The sequence below is a fragment of the Intrasporangium sp. genome (assembly GCF_032907665.1).
In the GTDB taxonomy this organism is placed as follows: Bacteria; Actinomycetota; Actinomycetes; order Actinomycetales; family Dermatophilaceae; genus Intrasporangium.
Window position 1 is genome coordinate 1 of sequence record NZ_JAJJPG010000017.1, and the last position, 15,958, is coordinate 15,958.

The window sequence follows — 15,958 nt, forward strand, 5'->3', positions numbered from 1 at the left end:
CCTCATCCTCGCCAACCACCCCGCCGACCAGTCCGCGGACAACCCCCAGGAGTGACATGACCCAGCAGCCCCTCAGGATCGCCCTCGCCGGAGGCGGGGCCTTCGGCGCCAAGCACGTCGCGGCTCTCAAGCGGATCGAGGACGTCGAGGTCGCCGCCGTGATCAGCTCGACCCTGGAGGCGGCGACGTCGTTCGCCGAGGAGCACGGCGCGGGTCGTCCGGTCGCCACCCTGGACGACGCCCTCGCGATGGACGACGTCGACGCGGTCATCCTCGCGACGCCGACGCCGATGCACGCCGAGCAGACACAGCGCTGCCTCGAGGCCGGCAAGCACGTGCAGGTCGAGATCCCCCTCGCCGACAACCTCGCCGACGCGGAGGCCTGCCTCGCCCTCCAGCAGCAGACGGGGCTCGTCGGGATGGTGGGCCACACGAGGCGGTTCAACCCGAGCCACCAGTGGGTCCACCAGCGGATCGCCTCCGGCGAGTACCACATCCAGCAGATGGACGTGCAGACGTTCTTCTTCCGGCGCGAGAACCTCAACGCCCTCGGGCAGCCGCGGTCGTGGACCGACCACCTCCTCTGGCACCACGCCGCCCACACGGTCGACCTCTTCGCCTACCAGACCGGCTCACCGATTGTGCGAGCCAACGCCATCCAGGGGCCGCTCCACCCCGAGCTCGGGATCGCCATGGACATGTCGATCCAGCTCCTCGCCGAGTCCGGCGCCATCTGCACCCTGTCGCTGTCCTTCAACAACGACGGCCCGCTCGGCACGTTCTTCCGCTACATCGGCGACACGGGCACGTACATCGCGCGCTACGACGACCTCGTCACCGGCAAGGAGGAGCCGATCGATGTGAGCGGCGTGGACGTGTCGATGGACGGCATCGAGCTGCAGGACCGGGAGTTCGTCGCCGCGATCCGGGAAGGGCGACAGCCCAATGCCTCGATCGCCGACGTCATGCCGTGCTACCGCACCCTGGCCGACCTCGAGAAGCAGCTGGAGGGGCAGGCCTCGTGACCGACGCACACGGGACCCTGAAGTCCGTGGGCGACCCGATGACGGCGGGCTCGTCGCGGCGCATCGGCGACCTCGAGGTCGGGCCGATGGGGCTCGGCTGCATGAACCTCAGCCATGCCTACGGGACGCCCTCGACCGCCGAGGAGGCCGCACGGCTGCTGCTCGAGGCGCTCGACCTCGGCGTCGTCCACTTCGACACGGCGGCGCTCTATGGCTTCGGAGCCAACGAGGAGCTCGTCGGTCGGGTCCTCGGGCCCCACCGCGACCGGATCGTCCTGGCGAGCAAGTGCGGCATGACCGGCGTCGACGGCAAGCGCGTCGTCGACGGTCGTCCCGAGACGATCCGGGCGACGGCGCATGAGGCCTTGCGTCGCCTCCGGACCGACGTCATCGACGTCTACTACCTCCACCGTCTCGACCCTGCCGTGCCGGTCGAGGAGAGCGTGGGCGCCATCGCCGAGCTCGTCGAGGCGGGCTCGGTCCGCCACGTGGGCCTGTCCGAGATGTCGGCCGCGACGGTCCGCCGCGCGCACGCGGTCCACCCGGTCGCTGCCCTCCAGAACGAGTACAGCCTCTGGACGCGCAATCCCGAGCTCGGCGCCGACGCGGTCTGCCGCGAGCTCGGGATCACCCTCGTCGCCTTCTCACCGCTGGCCCGCGGCGTGCTCACCTCCGCGCCGCCGGTCATGGCCGAGCTTCCCGAGAAGGACATCCGGCACGCGATGCCCCGCTTCCAGGGCGAGGCGTATGCCGCGAACCTGGCCCTCCAGCGTCGCTTCGCCTCTCTCGCGGACGAGGCCGGTTGCACGCCTGCGCAGCTCGCGCTCGTCTGGCTGCTCAGTCGCGGCGACCACGTCGTTCCCATCCCGGGCACGAGGAGCATCGACCACCTGCGCGAGAATCTCGCCGCAGCCGCGGTCACCGTCTCCCCGGACGTGCTCGAGCAGGCGGGCGAGATCGTCAACGAGCGGACCGTGGTCGGTTCGCGCTACAGCGCCGCCGCGGCGGCAGACGTCGACACCGAGGCCTTCCCCCAAGCCGGCTGAGTCGGCTCTGACCCCAGCGCGAACCCAGCGCCGTGACGCGCCCCGCCAGCCCAGCGGCATACGAAGGAGCACGATGAGCACCACGAACCCGGACACCGTCGTCACGACCGACGTCGCCATCGTCGGGGCCGGCCCAGCCGGGCTCATGGCGGCCCACCTGCTCCACCGCGCCGGGGTGTCGTCGGTCGCCATCGACCTGCGCTCCCGCGAGGAGATCGAGGCGACGCACCGGGCCGGCATCCTCGAGGCCGAGGCCGCCCGGCTGCTCGTCGACTCCGGCGTCTCGGACCGCATCCTCCGCGACGGGCACGAGCACGAGGGCACCATCCTGCGCTTCGGCGGTCGCAGCCACCGGATCCACTTCAAGGCCCTCGTCGGTGAGTCGGTGTGGCTCTACCCCCAGCAGGACGTCTTCATCGACCTGGCGGACGCCCGGGCTCGCGACGGCGGCGACGTCCGCTTCGGCGTCGGCGACGTCACCGTCGACGGGATCGACACGGAACAGCCGACCGTGCAGTTCACCGAGGCCGATGGCACCCCCGTCAAGGTGAGCGCGAAGTACGTCATCGGTTCCGACGGCTCCCGCAGCACCTGCCGAGACCTGGTCCCGGAGGAGCACCGCATCCGTCGCTACCGCGAGTACCCGTTCGCCTGGTTCGGGATCCTCGCCGAGGCGCCCGTGAGCAGCCCTGAGCTCATCTACTGCAACTCGGACTCGGGCTTCGCACTCATCAGCCAGCGGACCGCGACCGTGCAGCGCATGTACTTCCAGTGCGACCCGACCGAGGACGTCGGCGCGTGGAGCGACGAGCGGATCTGGGAACGCCTCCAGGCGAGCCTCGCGGGCGACGACGGCTTCCGGCTCCACGAGGGGCCGGTCATCCAGAAGTCGGTCCTCCCCTTCCGGTCCTTCGTCCAGGAGCCGATGCGCTGGGGTCGGCTGCTCCTCGCCGGCGACGCGGCCCACACGGTCCCGCCGACCGGTGCCCGGGGGCTCAACCTCGCGATCCACGACGTGCGGATCCTCGCGGACGTGCTCGTCCGGGCGATGGCGGCGCGCGACGACTCCGTGCTCGACGAGTACGCGAGGCGCGCTCTCGAGCGCGTGTGGCGGGCGCAGAACTTCTCGTACTGGATGACGCAGATGCTCCACCTGCCTCCCGACGGTTCCGACTTCGACCGCCGTCGGCAGCTCGGCGAGCTGGAGAACCTCGTGTCGACCCGGGCCGGGCAGGTGTACCTCGCCGAGCAGTACACCGGGTGGCCGACGCAGGGACAGGAGGGATAGCACGGACAGGACCGCCCCGCCCTGACGAGAGCCAGGCGGGGCGGTCAGGCGGTGAGGCGGCTCGCGCACTGAGCGGTGAGCCGGCCCCTCACCCAGCGGTCAGGCGTGGGCGCCGCCGCTGTGCGCGGGCAGCAAGCCCGCGTGGTCGACGAGCTCGAGCACGAGGACGACGGCGATCGAGCCCATGAAGACTGCCAGCAGCAGCCCGGCGGCTGCCGTCTCGGCAAACACCAGGGCGGCCACTCCGAGGGCCAGCGCCACGAGCGCGACGCCGTTCTCCATGAGGCCGACCCGGTCGTGGGCGTTGCCACCCCTGAAGACCAGGTAGGCGGCGACGCCGAGGACCAGGCCGATGGCGGCCATCCCGCGCGCATCCTGGACGAACGGCATCTCACCGCGCATCAGGTAGCCGACGTAGGGCACCGCGATGGCGGCGACGAGAAGCGTGGCCACGAGGTCACGAAGTCTGAGTTTCATCTGTACACCTCCTCACCCCAGCCACGCTCCATCGGGCGCGCCCCCCGTGACAGGGCCAGACGTCCCGACGCTTGGAGGACGGGCCCGGCCGGGTGGAGTGGTGAGCACCCCAACCAGCACAGCGGCATACGTCATGGGGCCGTATGCCGCTGGGCTCGCCAGCGCGGACCGCCTCCGTCCCGACGGGGTGGGCAGCACCTGTGGCCTAATCGTGGCGCGCGGCCACCCGCGTGTCGCACCGTGAAACGATGCAGCAGTCCGGGGCCAGTGCGCGGAGCGCCGAGGTGATTCACGGCGTCACGCCGGCGACGGAGCTCGCGGCTGCCGTGCGGGCGCTGGCCGCGCACAGCACCTCCGCTGAGGCGCGTTGGTGGCCAGAGCTGGTCGTCTCCCGCCTCGGGGGTGGAGCGCTCGAGCTCCTCTCCGCCCTCGCGGCGCCGGCTGGGGAGCTGCCGCTCGTGCTGGACCCGTCGGCTGCGGTGGGACGGTCCCTGGAGCCGGGGCTCGCGGCCATCGCCGACACCCCTGCGCCGCGGATCCGGGAGAGCGTGGAGCGGGCCCACGGTGGCATGCTGCCGCCGTCCCGAGCCCTGCGGGCTGCCCTCGGACGCGGGGACGCGGGGGCCGTGGTCGCCAGGGCGCTCTGGGAGTGCTGGCGGCTGACGCTGCGACCTGAGTGGCCTTCCCTGGAAGAGGCGCTGCACGCGGAGGCCCGCGTCACGGAGGCGGCGATCCGCCGCGACGGGGCCCTTGCCGCGCTCGAACGGGTCGGCCTCGCGCACGGGTCCGCCTCGTTGGCCGCATCGTCACCCCTCCTCGTGCTCGCACCCTCCTTCCTCGAGCCTGCTGTCGCGCGGCTGTCGCACGCAGAGGACGGCGGGTGGCGGCTCACCTACCGGGCCGCACAGCCCGGCATCTTCGCCGCCCTGCGGGGGAGGGTGGTGCCGCACCCTGCTCGGTAACGAAGACGTCGCGGTTTTCACCTCTGAGCGAATCGTCGCGGCGCGCTCCAGCGCGTCCCTACGCTCCCGGGACCAGGCGCACCCTGCCGCGCCAGCAGCCCCAACCACCCCCTGCCCATCCCGCACCACCCGTCCGCACCGGACCGGAGTGTCGAAAGGCCCGTCTGCCATGACCACGATCGGCACAGCGAGCGACGCTGGTCCGCAGTCCGAGCTCCCCACCGAGGCCCTTGCGTCGTCGGAAGCCCGCCAGATCGAGGGCCGTTCGCCCGGCCAGATCGCCTGGTCGCGGATCAAGCAGGACCGCGTGGCGCTCGTCTGCGCCGTGACGATCGTGCTCATCGTCCTCGTCGCGATCTTCGCCCCCCTCATCGTCAAGATCTCCGGGTACCCACCCGACCAGCCGAACTTCACCGGTCCCAACGGGGAGGCGCTGCTCGACCAGCAGCTCGGCGGCATCCCGAGTGGCGGCATCCTCAACAGCGGCATCAGCTCCGAGCACTGGCTCGGCATCGAGCCCCAGGACGGGAGGGACATCTTCGCCCGCCTCGTCTACGGCGCCCGCCCGTCCCTGCTCGTCGCACTCGGGGGCACCATCCTCGCGGTGCTGCTCGGGACCGTCGTCGGCATGACGGCCGGCTACTTCAGGGGTTGGGTCGACGCCGTCCTCGGCCGGCTCATGGACATCATGCTCAGCTTCCCCGTGCTCCTGTTCATCATGGCGCTGACGCCCGTCATCGCTGACCGCGCGGAAGCCCTGCTCGGCATCCCGGACGACAACACCCTCCGCATGGGGGTGCTCATCTTCGTCCTCGGCTTCTTCGGCTGGGCCTACCTGGCCCGCATCGTCCGGGGGCAGACCATGGCCCTGCGGGAGCGGGAGTTCATCGAGGCTGCCCGGGCGCAGGGCGCGACCTCCCCCTTTGTCATCTTCCGGCAGATCCTGCCCAACCTCGTGCCGACCCTGCTCGTCTACGCCACGCTCATGCTCCCGGCGAACATCACGGCGGAGGCGGCGCTCTCCTTCCTCGGGGTCGGGGTCAAGGAACCGACTGCGTCCTGGGGTCGGATGATCTCCGACGCCTCGGCGTGGTACGAGGTCGACCCCCTGTTCCTCTTCTTCCCGGGCGCCGCACTGTTCATCACCGTGCTCGCCTTCAACCTCCTCGGCGACTCGGTCCGTGACGCCCTCGACCCGCGCGCCGGAAGGGGCTGACCATGGCTCGCTTCATCGTCCGACGACTGCTCCAGATGGTCCTCATCCTCGGAGTCATCAGTGCCATCACGTTCACCCTCTTCTGGGCCGGACCGGCCAACCCGGCCCAGCTCATCTGCGGCAAGGACTGCACGGTGGAACGGGTGGCCGAGATCAACGAGACGTACGGCTTCGACGACCCGCTCATCGAGCAGTACGGCCGCTACATGAGCGGCCTGGTCAACCCGGCGGGTCGGACCCTCGGGTCCGAGGGGAGTGAGCGGCACTGCCCGTGGCCGTGCTTCGACCAGTCGATCAGCAACGGCCAGCTCGTCTGGGACCAGATCGCCGGCGCGGTCGGGCCGACCTTCTGGCTCGCCACCGGGGCGGCCGTCATCTGGCTGCTGGGGGGAGTCTTCCTCGGGGTCACCGCGGCCCTGAGGAAGGGCACCTGGGTCGATCGCTTCAGTGTCGGGACCGCGCTCTTCGCCGTGTCCTTCCCGTCCCTCGTCATGGGCTACCTGCTCATCTTCGCCTTCATCGTCCAGCTCCAGGTGCTGCCGTTCCCGGACGCGAGCAGCACCAACCCCTTCGAGGCAGGGCCCCTGAAGTTCCTCCAGTTCTACATCCTGCCCTGGCTGACCCTCGCCTTCCTCTACGCGGCGATCTACACCCGGATGACCCGGACCAACATGATCGAGACGATGAGTGAGGACTACATCCGTACCGCGAGGGCCAAGGGCCTGCCGGAGCGGACCGTGGTCTACAAGCACGGGCTCCGCGCAGCGCTCACCCCGATCGTGACGATCTTCGGCCTCGACCTCGGAGGGCTCCTCGGCGGTGCCGTCATCACCGAGCAGATCTTCGGCATCCAGGGCCTCGGCAAGACCGCGATCGACTCGGTCCTCAACGGCGACCTGCCCATCATCATGGCCGTCGTCATGATCGCGGCGTCGTTCATCGTGGTCGCCAACATCGTCGTCGACGTTCTCTACGCCTTCATCGACCCCCGCGTCCGCCTCTCCTGAGGCTGACCATCACTCCGCGAAGGGAGCGACGCCGTGGCTCTGCCTGTGGCCCGCACGCCTGAACCGCCGACACAGCCTCGGACCGGCGGCCCCGCCTTCCTCGAGGTCCGCAACCTCACCGTCCGGTTCCCCACCGACGACGGTGTCGTCCAGGCGGTCAACGACCTCAGCTTCAGCCTCGAGCCGGGCAAGACCCTTGGCATCGTCGGAGAGTCCGGGTCGGGCAAGAGCGTGACGAGCCTTGCCATCATGGGCCTGCACAAGGGCACCCGCGCCGAGGTGTCGGGCGAGATCTGGCTCGACGGGCGAGACGTCGTCAAGATGACGGTCGACGACATCCGCCGCCTCCGCGGCCGTGAGATGGCGATGATCTTCCAGGACCCGCTCAGCGCGCTCCACCCCTACTTCCGCGTCGGGGACCAGCTCGTCGAGGCCTACCGGGTCCATCACGACGTGCCGGTCGCCGCAGCACGAACCCGCGCCATCGAGCTCCTCGACCGCGTCGGGATCCCCTCACCGGACAAGCGCTTCCACGACTTTCCCCACCAGTTCTCCGGCGGCATGCGCCAGCGGGCCATGATCGCCATGGCCCTCATGTGCGACCCGAGGCTGCTCATCGCCGACGAGCCGACGACGGCGCTCGACGTCACCGTCCAGGCGCAGATCCTCGACCTCATGGCCGACCTCCAGCGCGAGTTCGGCTCCGCGATCATCATGATCACGCACGACCTCGGGGTCGTGGCCCAGATGGCCGACTCCGTCGTCGTCATGTATGGCGGTCGCGCCGTCGAGGCCGGGCCGACCCGGGAGATCTTCTACCGGCCGCACATGCCCTACACCTGGGGCCTGCTGGGCTCGATCCCGCGGGTCGAGTCGAGCGGGGGGCGGCTCATGTCGATCCAGGGCTCACCCCCGTCGCTCATCAACCTGCCCCCGGGGTGCCCGTTCGAGCCGCGCTGCACCTTCAAGGAGCACGTCGAGGGCGACCTCTGCCGGACCGAGGTCCCCGAGCTCGCCGGGGTCGGCGCCGACCACGCCGCGAGGTGCCACATCCCAGCGCTCGTGCGGCAGCGCATCTACACCGAGACGGTCCGCGTGGATCGTCCAGCCTCGTGAGGTCGTCATGACAACCACCCCGAAGCAGGTCAGCGCGGAGTCCACCCGCGTCGCCGACACGGCCACGAAGGGCACCGAGGGGGAGCCGATCCTCTCGGTCACCGACCTCCAGCGTCACTTCCCGGTCACCCGTGGCATCGTCTTCCGCAAGCAGGTCGGCGCCGTCAAGGCCGTCGACGGAGTGAGCCTCGAGGTCCACGAGGGCAGGACCCTCGGTGTCGTCGGAGAGTCGGGCTGCGGCAAGACCACCACGGGCCGACTGGTCACCCGCCTCGACGAGCCCACCGGTGGCCGGATCGTGTTCGAGGGGCGGGACATCACCCACCTCACGACACGGCAGCTGCGCCCCCTCCGACGGGACGTCCAGATCATCTTCCAGGACCCCTTCTCGTCCCTCAACCCGCGCGAGACGGTCGGCTCGATCATTGCCACGCCCTTCCACATCCAGGACGTCAAGCCCACGGGTGGGGTGAAGAAGGCGGTGCAGGAGCTGATGGACCGGGTGGGCCTCAACCCGGAGCACTACAACCGCTACCCGCACGAGTTCTCGGGCGGGCAGCGCCAGCGGATCGGCATCGCCCGGGCGCTGGCGCTCCGACCCCGTCTCATCGTCTGCGACGAGCCGGTGTCGGCCCTTGACGTCTCCATCCAGGCCCAGGTCGTCAACCTCCTCGAGGACCTCCAGGACGAGCTCGGCCTCGCCTACCTCTTCATCGCGCACGACCTCTCGGTGATCCGGCACGTGTCCGACCGGGTCGCGGTGATGTACCTCGGCAAGATCGTCGAGATCGCCGACCGCGAGGACCTCTATGCCCACGCGAAGCACCCCTACACGCATGCGCTGTTGTCTGCAGTGCCCGAGCCCGACCCCGACGCGGCCGCCCGCAGGGAGCGGATCCGTCTGGTCGGCGACGTGCCCAGCCCGCTCAACCCGCCCAGTGGCTGCCGCTTCCGCACCCGGTGCTGGAAGGCGCAGGAGATCTGTGCCGAGCAGGAGCCGCCCCTGCTCCAGATCGGCGCGCCGGGCCACCTCGCGGCCTGCCACTTCCCCGAGGACCGGCAGGTCCTCTGAACCGCGGGCACGCGCAGGCAGGTCCCTGAACCGCGCCGACGTTCCGGGATCCCCGTGGCTGTTGCGTCAGGACTTGACGTACGCCTCGTAGACGTCTCCCGGGCACTCCGCGGGCACGGCGAGGCGGGCCAGTCCCGCGCGAGCCCCACAGGTCCCTGAACGGCGCCGACCGGCAGATCGGCTGATCCGGTTGCCCTTCTCCCAGCGCACGATCCGGTCAAGAAGCCGTCACGTCCTGTTGTCGAAAGGGTCGCGAAAAGGTCACAGTGCGCGCCTCTCTGCGAATCGTTGCCGGGATCACAGGGGACTGGCTGGATGACGTGGGTCAGCCCGGTCACCGATCCCGGGCACCATCGCAAGAGAGAAGGACACCGACATGGCTCGTGGCATCAGAGCCCGAACCCTGATGATCGCCGTGGCCGCGGCGATCCCGTTGGCTGCCTGTTCGAGTACCGACCCGACGCCCGCCTCGAATGACTCGACGGGCGCGGCCGGGGCGAAGGGCGGCACCGTCACGGTCTATCACGAGAACGACTTCGAGCACCTCGACCCGGTTCGCAGCTTCGTCACCGACTCCTCGATGGCGAGCAAGCTCATCAGCCGCAAGCTGATGGAGTACAAGTGGGACGGCGCGGCGGAGCAGATCGTCCTGACGAACGACCTCGCCGAGACCGTCGAGCACTCAGAGGACTTCAAGACGTGGACGTTCACGCTCAAGGACGGCCTCAAGTACGAGGACGGCACGCCCATCAAGGCGGCCGACATCAAGTACAACGTCGAGCGCTCCTTCGTGCCGGACATGTCCGAGGGCGCACCGTACGCGCGTCAGATGGTCGTCTGTGAGGAGGGCTACAAGGGCCCGTACTCGCCGCCCGGCAACAACGGCGGCAAGGGCTGCTCGGGGATCACCACGCCGGACGACAAGACGATCGTCTTCACCCTGCAGACGGCGAACCCCGAGTTCGACCACACGACGACGATGCCGACCTTCGCGCCCGTGCCGGAGGCCAAGGACACGAAGACCGACTACGACAACCACCCGGTGTCGTCCGGTCCCTACATGATCGAGAACTACGAGCGGGACAAGACCCTCACGCTCGTGCGCAACCCGCACTGGGACGCGAGCACCGACGAGGTCCGCACCGCCCTGCCGGACAAGTTCGTCTTCGTCTTCGGGCAGGACCCGGCCACCGTCGACCAGCGCCTGATCCTCGATGGCGAGGCGGACCAGGCATCGCTCAGCTTCAGCGCAGTCCAGCCGGCCAACCTCGGCAAGCTCAACCAGCCGCGGGTCAAGGACCGGGTCGTCGAGGGCGAGGACGTCTGCCGGCGCTACATCGCCTTCAACCAGCAGAAGGAGCTGCTCAAGGACCAGAAGCTGCGCGAGGCCCTCTACGTCGGCCTCGACCGGCAGGCCTGGATCTCGGGTCGCGGAGGCGAGCGCCTCAACCGGCTCGTGGACAGCATCATCCCGAGCTCGATGAAGGGCTACCACGAGGGCAACCCGTTCCCCGCGCCGCCGACCGGTGACGTGGCGAAGGCCAAGCAACTCCTCGCGGAGTCCGGCTACAACGGGGAGACCCTCACGCTCGGCACGGCCGATGTCGGGGTCGCGGTCAAGGCCGCCGAAGCGGCACAGGCGTCGTGGAAGAAGATCGGCGTCAACATCGAGATCCGGAAGATCGTCGGGGCGAACTACTACACCCAGCAGCAGAACGACGAGTCGGCAACCGACCTCATCACGGCCGGCTGGTGCTACGACTGGGCCTCCCTGTCGTCTGTCGTCCCGCCGGTCCTCGGCCCGGACACGTCGCAGGCCGGCAAGGCCGGCCCGAACAACTACTCGCGGTCGCAGGTCGGCTGGGACAAGATGGCCGAGATCCGGGAGATGTCCGACAACGATGCCGCCCAGGAGGCATGGTCGACCCTCTACGACGAGATCATGAAGACGGCTCCGCTCGTCCCGATCTCGCAGGACCTCAACATCTACGTCACGGGGTCGCGGATCACCAACGCGACGGCGGACCCGAACACCGGCGGTCTGATCGACCTCGCGCAGATCGCCGTCAAGCCCGGCAGCTGACGCACCCACCACCGGTCATCCGTCACCGGTGACTCCGCAAGGCATGTCGGCTCCACCCGGCCTGCCGGCGAAGGCCGGACCGGGCGCCTGAACCCAGGCGTCCGGTCCGGCCCCTCGCACGATCACACACGAGGGGAAGCACGCCGTGATCAACTTTCGACTCACCCCTGACGTTCTCGGCAGGGTCAGATTCGCGTTCTCACCGCTGGCCGAGGTCGGCGCCAGCCTCAAGCTGCTGGCCGATCCGCCGTCCATGCACCTGCACGACCCGTGGTTGCGCCGCGTCCGGGGCGCGCTGAGCGAGACGGACCTCGACCTCCTGCTCGCAGTGTGCCCTCCGGGACCCGGCGCTCCGTCATTCCTCTTCGCGAGTGCGGCCACCATGTCGACGACGTTCGAGCAGCAGGTGGCCGACGTGGCGACCCTTCCCGCCACCGACGTCCGGGACGAGGTCCTCCGCGTCTGGGCAGGCACGCCTCCTCCGCTGGCGGCGCGCCGCCTTATCGGGGCGGACGGACCACACCTCCTCGCGGACGCCCTGACTCGCTACTGGACGACCGCCGTGGAGCCGTGGTGGGAGCGCATGCGCGGCGTCCTCGAGGACGACCTCGCCTACCGCTCGACGCTGACGTCCCAGAGCGGCCTCTACGGACTCCTCAACGACCTGCACTCGGACGTCGTCGCCGAGGGGGACACGTTGAGCATCAACCGGCCCTACCCGACGGACCGCCGGCTCGACGGGCTCGTGCTCACGCTCGTCCCGTCCGTCTTCGCGTGGCCGGGGCTCTTCGTCGACGACGACGGCGAGTCCTTCGCTGTGACCTACACGGCCCGCGGCGCGGGCCGGGTCTGGGAGGACGTCAACCCCAAGGATCTCTCCCGGGCCGTGGCCACCCTGCTCGGACGAAGCCGCTCCGCGATCCTCGCTCTGCTCGGCGTCCCCATGTCGACGACCCAGGTGGCCCGCGTGCTCGATCAGAGCCCTGCGGCCGTCAACCGCCACCTGTCCATCCTCCGGGACAGCGGCATGGTCGTCAGCTGGCGGTCGGGGCGCAACATCCTCTACCGCCGAACCGCCCTCGCTGCCTCGGTCCTGGCCGGCCCGCGGGCGACCGGTCCACGGGGCCCAGCGCGGATCGCGGCATCCGTGCGCCCCGCCTGGGGTGTCGAGGTGCCACGAACCGGCTGACCACCTTTGCCCTGGGCGCAAAAGGTGCGACAGGGCCGGCAGGGTGAGGCATAGTGGGACCGGACACCATCCAAGGGCAGCATCCCCCGGGCGGTGGGACCGTGACCCTCCCTCCTCAGCGGCCCACCACTGAGCCCGCGCTCGACCGGCGGACGGTGCCAACGCACCGCTGGTGGCCGAGCTCGGCCCCCTCCATGTCGAGCATCGTTCCCACCCGGCCCCACGCGGTGACAGGCGGGCTCACGATCCCTCGGGGAACCCCGGGATCGTGAGCCCGCCGCTTGCGCATCCGGACCGGGTCACCTCTCGCGGCCTGTGCAGCCGATCACGCCTCGCGGCGGGCGAGGTGCAGCGGAGCGCCGCGGCGCCGGGCCGGGCCCGCAAGCCGGTCCTCGTTGACCGATGCCAGGGTCTGGGCCAACGGGGTCTGCGCGTAGAGGACGTTGCGGCCCGACCGCCAGCTCACGACGAGTCCGCTCTCGCGGAGGACGGACAGATGGCGGCTGATCGACCCGGCACTCTGGTCGAGGGCGCGGGCGAGCTGCGTCGTGGACATCGGGGTGCGCAGCAGGGTGAGCACTGCTGCCCGGCCCCGACCCAGCAGCGCGCCGAGGTGCTCGTCGGCGCCTTCAGGATCGTCGTCCAGGCCCTCCCAGACCTTCCCGACCCCGCGGGCGCCGTAGGTGAACTCGAAACAGCCGGGCGTGTGGTGCGCGACGATGAGGCGGGGCCACGTGAAGACCGACGGGACGAGCGTCAGGAGGGCTCCCTCGTAGACCTCGTCAGCGTGGTGCGGTTTGTCCACCCGCAGCACGTGGTCCTCGATGGAGATCTCGGGGTGGAGGTCGGCGAGGAGGTCGAAGAGGCCGCCCTGCATCGCCTGGGACGCGCGGTGGGCCACGTCCTCCTCGAGGACGCCGCACATCCGCGTCCAGAACGGCGCGATGGCGACCTCGTGGTAGGCCCAGACGGCATCGGCGATGAGCTCCGGCCCGTGGGCTCCTGCGGCGATGACCTCCAGTGCTGGGGCGGGCATCTGGCGACCCGACCAGACCCACTCGAGCTCCTTGCGGATCTCGTCGGGAGCGGTCCTGGCCAGCTCGTCGAGCTGGTCCTCGATGCTCGTGGTGGGTGAGGTGGCCCGGGGATAGAGGAAGTCGACCAGCCAGTTGCCCGAAGGCACGAGGGCCTGGAGCAGCGACAGGTCGTGTCCGCGCAGGCGCTCGCGGACGACGTTCGCCCAGGGACGGTGCAGGTGCAGCGGGTGTGGCGCGGTGAGCACGCACAGGCTCGATACCGTCTCGGCCAGGGGCGAGAACGCAAACCTGGCATTGCCCATCACGTCGACATTGAGCTTGAACTCGATCACGGCACCCGTCTCCCTGTTGCCTCCGGCCGCGCGGTGTCTGCACCCCCGAACTGTCACGCGGCGAGAGGATCCGCACATGATTGTGGCGTAGACGGACCCGGGCGCGCAGGTCCATTTGTGGAAAAGAACATGGATCGTGATGGACCGCGGCGGGCCACGGCCCCGTCGGGACCGTCCTACGCTGGAGGGGTGGCCTCCCTGCCGCTCTTCCCTCTCGGCACGGTCCTCCTGCCGGGGACTCGGCTGCCGCTGCACGTGTTCGAGCCGCGTTACGTCGCGATGCTCCGGGACCTCATCGATGCCCAGGAGGAGCGCCCCCCGGTCTTCGGCGTCATCGCGATCCGGGAGGGCAACGAGGTCGGTGACGGAGCCGTGCGGGCCCTGCACGACGTGGGATGCGGCGCCCGGCTGACCCACGTGGCGGTCCTCGGCGAGCAGCGCTTCTTCGTCATCGCCGAGGCCACGGACCGCTTCCGGCTCGAGGAGGTCGACTCGCTCGCCGCCACGCCGTACACGACCGCGAGAGTGACCTGGCTCGACGAGCGAGATGGCGACGTGACCGCCCTCGCGTCCCTCGCCGACCGCCTGCGGGCGGAGCTCGCCGCCTTCCGTGAGGTGACCGGGGTGGAGGCGGAGGACGTGCCGGAGGACGCCCGCGGGCTGTCCTACGCCGTCCCGCTCGTCGTGGGGCTCGACCTCGCCGACCGCCAGCACCTGCTCGAGAGCCCGGACACCGAGTCCAGGCTCAGGCTGGGGCTGACGCTGACCCAACGGGAGCGGGAGCTGGCCAGTGCCCTGGGCGGGGCTCTCAAGCCACCTGACTCCCCGTTCGACCTGAACTGATCAGCGAAGGGCGCCGACGACTTCGGCCGCCACGAGCCACGTGGCCGCAGCGCAGACGGCGGCGAAGGAGAGGTTCCAGACCACGCGCGGCACGTGGGTCAGTGACGCGAGCACACCGGGGTCGCTCGAGCGGTCCCGCGTCGTGGCCACGGCCGCCAGGTGGCGCCAGGCGCCGATGACGAGGACGATCCCCGTCCCCACGAGCAGCTGCGCCTGGAGGGTGTCGTCGCGCCACCACCACAGCGCCGCGGTCGCGGTGATGGCGGCGACCATGACGAGCAGGGTGAGCGCGGAGCGGACTCGGAGGAGGGCGACGAGCAGGACGACGATGACGCCTCCGACGAACGCGGCGGACCATCCCCGACCGGCGACCCACGCCATCGCTGCGCCGATGACAGCGGGCGCGGGGTAGCCCGCCCAGGTCGACACGATGCGCCCGAGGCCCCGTGGTCGGCCGACGGTCACGGCGTGGCCGGACATGTCGCCCCGGAGGACGAAACCGGTGAAGCGCCGCCCCACCGCCATGCCGACCACCGCGTGACCGAGCTCGTGCACGAGCGTGACGGCGATCCGCAGGATGCGCCACAGCGGCTCGACGGCGACGACGAGCAGCGATCCGGCGAGGACCGTCCACACCGCTGTCGCGGTCAGGGTCACGTCGCTGGTCGCCGGCTCGAGGCGCGAGACGACCTCGTCCAACCAGTCCATGGCCGCCGAACCTAGCCGACGTCCCCGGACGCTCACACGGCGGGGGCGGTGACCTTGCGCCGGACGTAGAGCTGCTTGCGGACCCGTGCGACGAGCGTGCCGTCTGCACCACGCACCTCGGTCTCGAACCAGCGCAGCGTCTTGCCCTTCTCCGCGGTCTCGGCCCGGAGCTCCTCGAGCACCGCGTCAGTCACGACGAACTCGGCAGTCACCGCGGAACGGCCCGGTGTGACGAACTCGATCTCGGCGGCCTTGTCCCAGACGACGTAGTCACGGTCCCCGAGGTTGCGCAGGACCATCACCATCCAGAACGGGTCGGTCATCGCGAAGAGCGAGCCACCGAACTGGGTGCCGACGTAGTTGCGGTGGAGCGGGCTGAAGCCGAGGCGCACGCGGGCCTCCCGGAAGTCGTCGCTGAGGTGCTCGACGCGGACGCCGGTGAACGCGAACGGCGGCCACACGTTGAGGAACCGACGGACGGTGGTGGCGCTTCCGCCGAACTCCTGCCAGCGTGGAAAGCGCAGACGCCGACCAGGCAGAGCGGCCGATGACATGAG

At 70.2% G+C, this 15,958-nt stretch carries 16 protein-coding genes; 12 read left to right on the forward strand and 4 right to left on the reverse strand.

The genetic code is table 11. The annotated features are described in order from the left end of the window. Nucleotides 1-56 precede the first annotated feature (56 nt). The 3 genes from LOY02_RS04520 (at nt 57) to LOY02_RS04530 (ending at nt 3,359) form a co-directional block, all read left to right on the forward strand. Nucleotides 57-1,025, forward strand: coding sequence for a Gfo/Idh/MocA family oxidoreductase (locus LOY02_RS04520; protein WP_317181138.1), 969 nt, complete (start codon nt 57-59; stop codon nt 1,023-1,025). After that, nucleotides 1,022-2,071, forward strand: a complete 1,050-nt coding sequence (locus LOY02_RS04525; RefSeq protein WP_317181139.1) for an aldo/keto reductase — start codon at nt 1,022-1,024, stop codon at nt 2,069-2,071. The genes LOY02_RS04520 and LOY02_RS04525 overlap by 4 nt, the downstream gene beginning before the upstream one ends. Nucleotides 2,072-2,144: 73 nt before the next feature. Continuing rightward, nucleotides 2,145-3,359, forward strand: coding sequence for a 4-hydroxybenzoate 3-monooxygenase (locus tag LOY02_RS04530; RefSeq protein WP_317181140.1), 1,215 nt, complete (start codon nt 2,145-2,147; stop codon nt 3,357-3,359). 99 nt (nt 3,360-3,458) lie between these two features. On the opposite strand, the gene LOY02_RS04535 is transcribed toward LOY02_RS04530, so the two are convergent. Next, entirely contained in the window at nt 3,459-3,836 is a 378-nt protein-coding gene (locus tag LOY02_RS04535) for a hypothetical protein (protein ID WP_317181141.1), read from the reverse strand. A gap of 100 nt (nt 3,837-3,936) precedes the next feature. Here LOY02_RS04535 and LOY02_RS04540 point away from each other — a divergent pair, with 100 nt between their 5' ends. From LOY02_RS04540 to LOY02_RS04575, 8 genes are all read left to right on the forward strand, one after another. Further along, a complete protein-coding gene (locus tag LOY02_RS04540; protein ID WP_317181142.1) occupies nt 3,937-4,080 on the forward strand; it encodes a hypothetical protein in 144 nt (47 codons plus the stop codon). A 4-nt stretch (nt 4,081-4,084) separates the two neighbouring features. After that, complete coding sequence (locus LOY02_RS04545; protein ID WP_317181143.1) at nt 4,085-4,798, forward strand: hypothetical protein; 714 nt, start codon at nt 4,085-4,087, stop codon at nt 4,796-4,798. A 169-nt stretch (nt 4,799-4,967) separates the two neighbouring features. Continuing rightward, the gene (locus LOY02_RS04550) at nt 4,968-6,014 is read left to right on the forward strand and encodes an ABC transporter permease (protein WP_317181144.1); all 1,047 of its coding nucleotides are present in this window, start codon (nt 4,968-4,970) and stop codon (nt 6,012-6,014) included. A 2-nt stretch (nt 6,015-6,016) separates the two neighbouring features. Next, complete coding sequence (locus tag LOY02_RS04555; RefSeq protein WP_317181145.1) at nt 6,017-7,021, forward strand: ABC transporter permease; 1,005 nt, start codon at nt 6,017-6,019, stop codon at nt 7,019-7,021. Between the two features lie 33 nt (nt 7,022-7,054). After that, nucleotides 7,055-8,137 (forward strand): ABC transporter ATP-binding protein, encoded by a 1,083-nt coding sequence (locus LOY02_RS04560; protein WP_317181146.1) that lies wholly within the window; start codon nt 7,055-7,057, stop codon nt 8,135-8,137. Nucleotides 8,138-8,144: 7 nt separating this feature from the next. Then, the gene (locus LOY02_RS04565) at nt 8,145-9,209 is read left to right on the forward strand and encodes a dipeptide ABC transporter ATP-binding protein (RefSeq protein WP_317181147.1); all 1,065 of its coding nucleotides are present in this window, start codon (nt 8,145-8,147) and stop codon (nt 9,207-9,209) included. A gap of 376 nt (nt 9,210-9,585) precedes the next feature. Continuing rightward, complete coding sequence (locus LOY02_RS04570; protein WP_317181148.1) at nt 9,586-11,292, forward strand: ABC transporter substrate-binding protein; 1,707 nt, start codon at nt 9,586-9,588, stop codon at nt 11,290-11,292. 145 nt (nt 11,293-11,437) lie between these two features. Next, nucleotides 11,438-12,481, forward strand: a complete 1,044-nt coding sequence (locus tag LOY02_RS04575) for an ArsR/SmtB family transcription factor (RefSeq protein ID WP_317181149.1) — start codon at nt 11,438-11,440, stop codon at nt 12,479-12,481. 325 nt (nt 12,482-12,806) lie between these two features. Here LOY02_RS04575 and LOY02_RS04580 read toward each other — a convergent pair whose 3' ends face one another. Next, nucleotides 12,807-13,850, reverse strand: a complete 1,044-nt coding sequence (locus LOY02_RS04580; protein WP_317181150.1) for an ArsR/SmtB family transcription factor — start codon at nt 13,848-13,850, stop codon at nt 12,807-12,809. Nucleotides 13,851-14,039: 189 nt separating this feature from the next. Here LOY02_RS04580 and LOY02_RS04585 point away from each other — a divergent pair, with 189 nt between their 5' ends. Further along, nucleotides 14,040-14,693, forward strand: a complete 654-nt coding sequence (locus tag LOY02_RS04585; protein WP_317181151.1) for an LON peptidase substrate-binding domain-containing protein — start codon at nt 14,040-14,042, stop codon at nt 14,691-14,693. On the opposite strand, the gene LOY02_RS04590 is transcribed toward LOY02_RS04585, so the two are convergent. Both LOY02_RS04590 and LOY02_RS04595 read right to left on the reverse strand, forming a co-directional pair. Further along, nucleotides 14,694-15,401 carry a M50 family metallopeptidase gene (locus tag LOY02_RS04590; protein WP_317181152.1) on the reverse strand — a complete coding sequence of 236 codons (708 nt, stop codon included), beginning with the start codon at nt 15,399-15,401 and terminating at the stop codon, nt 14,694-14,696. It lies immediately after the preceding gene. Between the two features lie 32 nt (nt 15,402-15,433). Beyond that, nucleotides 15,434-15,955, reverse strand: a complete 522-nt coding sequence (locus tag LOY02_RS04595; RefSeq protein ID WP_317181153.1) for a DUF4442 domain-containing protein — start codon at nt 15,953-15,955, stop codon at nt 15,434-15,436. Nucleotides 15,956-15,958: the final 3 nt, after the last annotated feature.

Bases quoted from the DNA above. Each gene is read 5' to 3' on its own strand.
- LOY02_RS04520 (WP_317181138.1), top strand. From the start codon at position 57: ATGACCCAGCAGCCCCTCAGGATCGCCCTCGCCGGAGGCGGGGCCTTC.
- LOY02_RS04530 (WP_317181140.1), top strand. From the start codon at position 2,145: ATGAGCACCACGAACCCGGACACCGTCGTCACGACCGACGTCGCCATC.
- LOY02_RS04535 (WP_317181141.1), bottom strand. From the start codon at position 3,836: ATGAAACTCAGACTTCGTGACCTCGTGGCCACGCTTCTCGTCGCCGCC.
- LOY02_RS04545 (WP_317181143.1), top strand. From the start codon at position 4,085: ATGCAGCAGTCCGGGGCCAGTGCGCGGAGCGCCGAGGTGATTCACGGC.
- LOY02_RS04550 (WP_317181144.1), top strand. From the start codon at position 4,968: ATGACCACGATCGGCACAGCGAGCGACGCTGGTCCGCAGTCCGAGCTC.
- LOY02_RS04555 (WP_317181145.1), top strand. From the start codon at position 6,017: ATGGCTCGCTTCATCGTCCGACGACTGCTCCAGATGGTCCTCATCCTC.
- LOY02_RS04565 (WP_317181147.1), top strand. From the start codon at position 8,145: ATGACAACCACCCCGAAGCAGGTCAGCGCGGAGTCCACCCGCGTCGCC.
- LOY02_RS04570 (WP_317181148.1), top strand. From the start codon at position 9,586: ATGGCTCGTGGCATCAGAGCCCGAACCCTGATGATCGCCGTGGCCGCG.
- LOY02_RS04590 (WP_317181152.1), bottom strand. From the start codon at position 15,401: ATGGACTGGTTGGACGAGGTCGTCTCGCGCCTCGAGCCGGCGACCAGC.
- LOY02_RS04595 (WP_317181153.1), bottom strand. From the start codon at position 15,955: ATGTCATCGGCCGCTCTGCCTGGTCGGCGTCTGCGCTTTCCACGCTGG.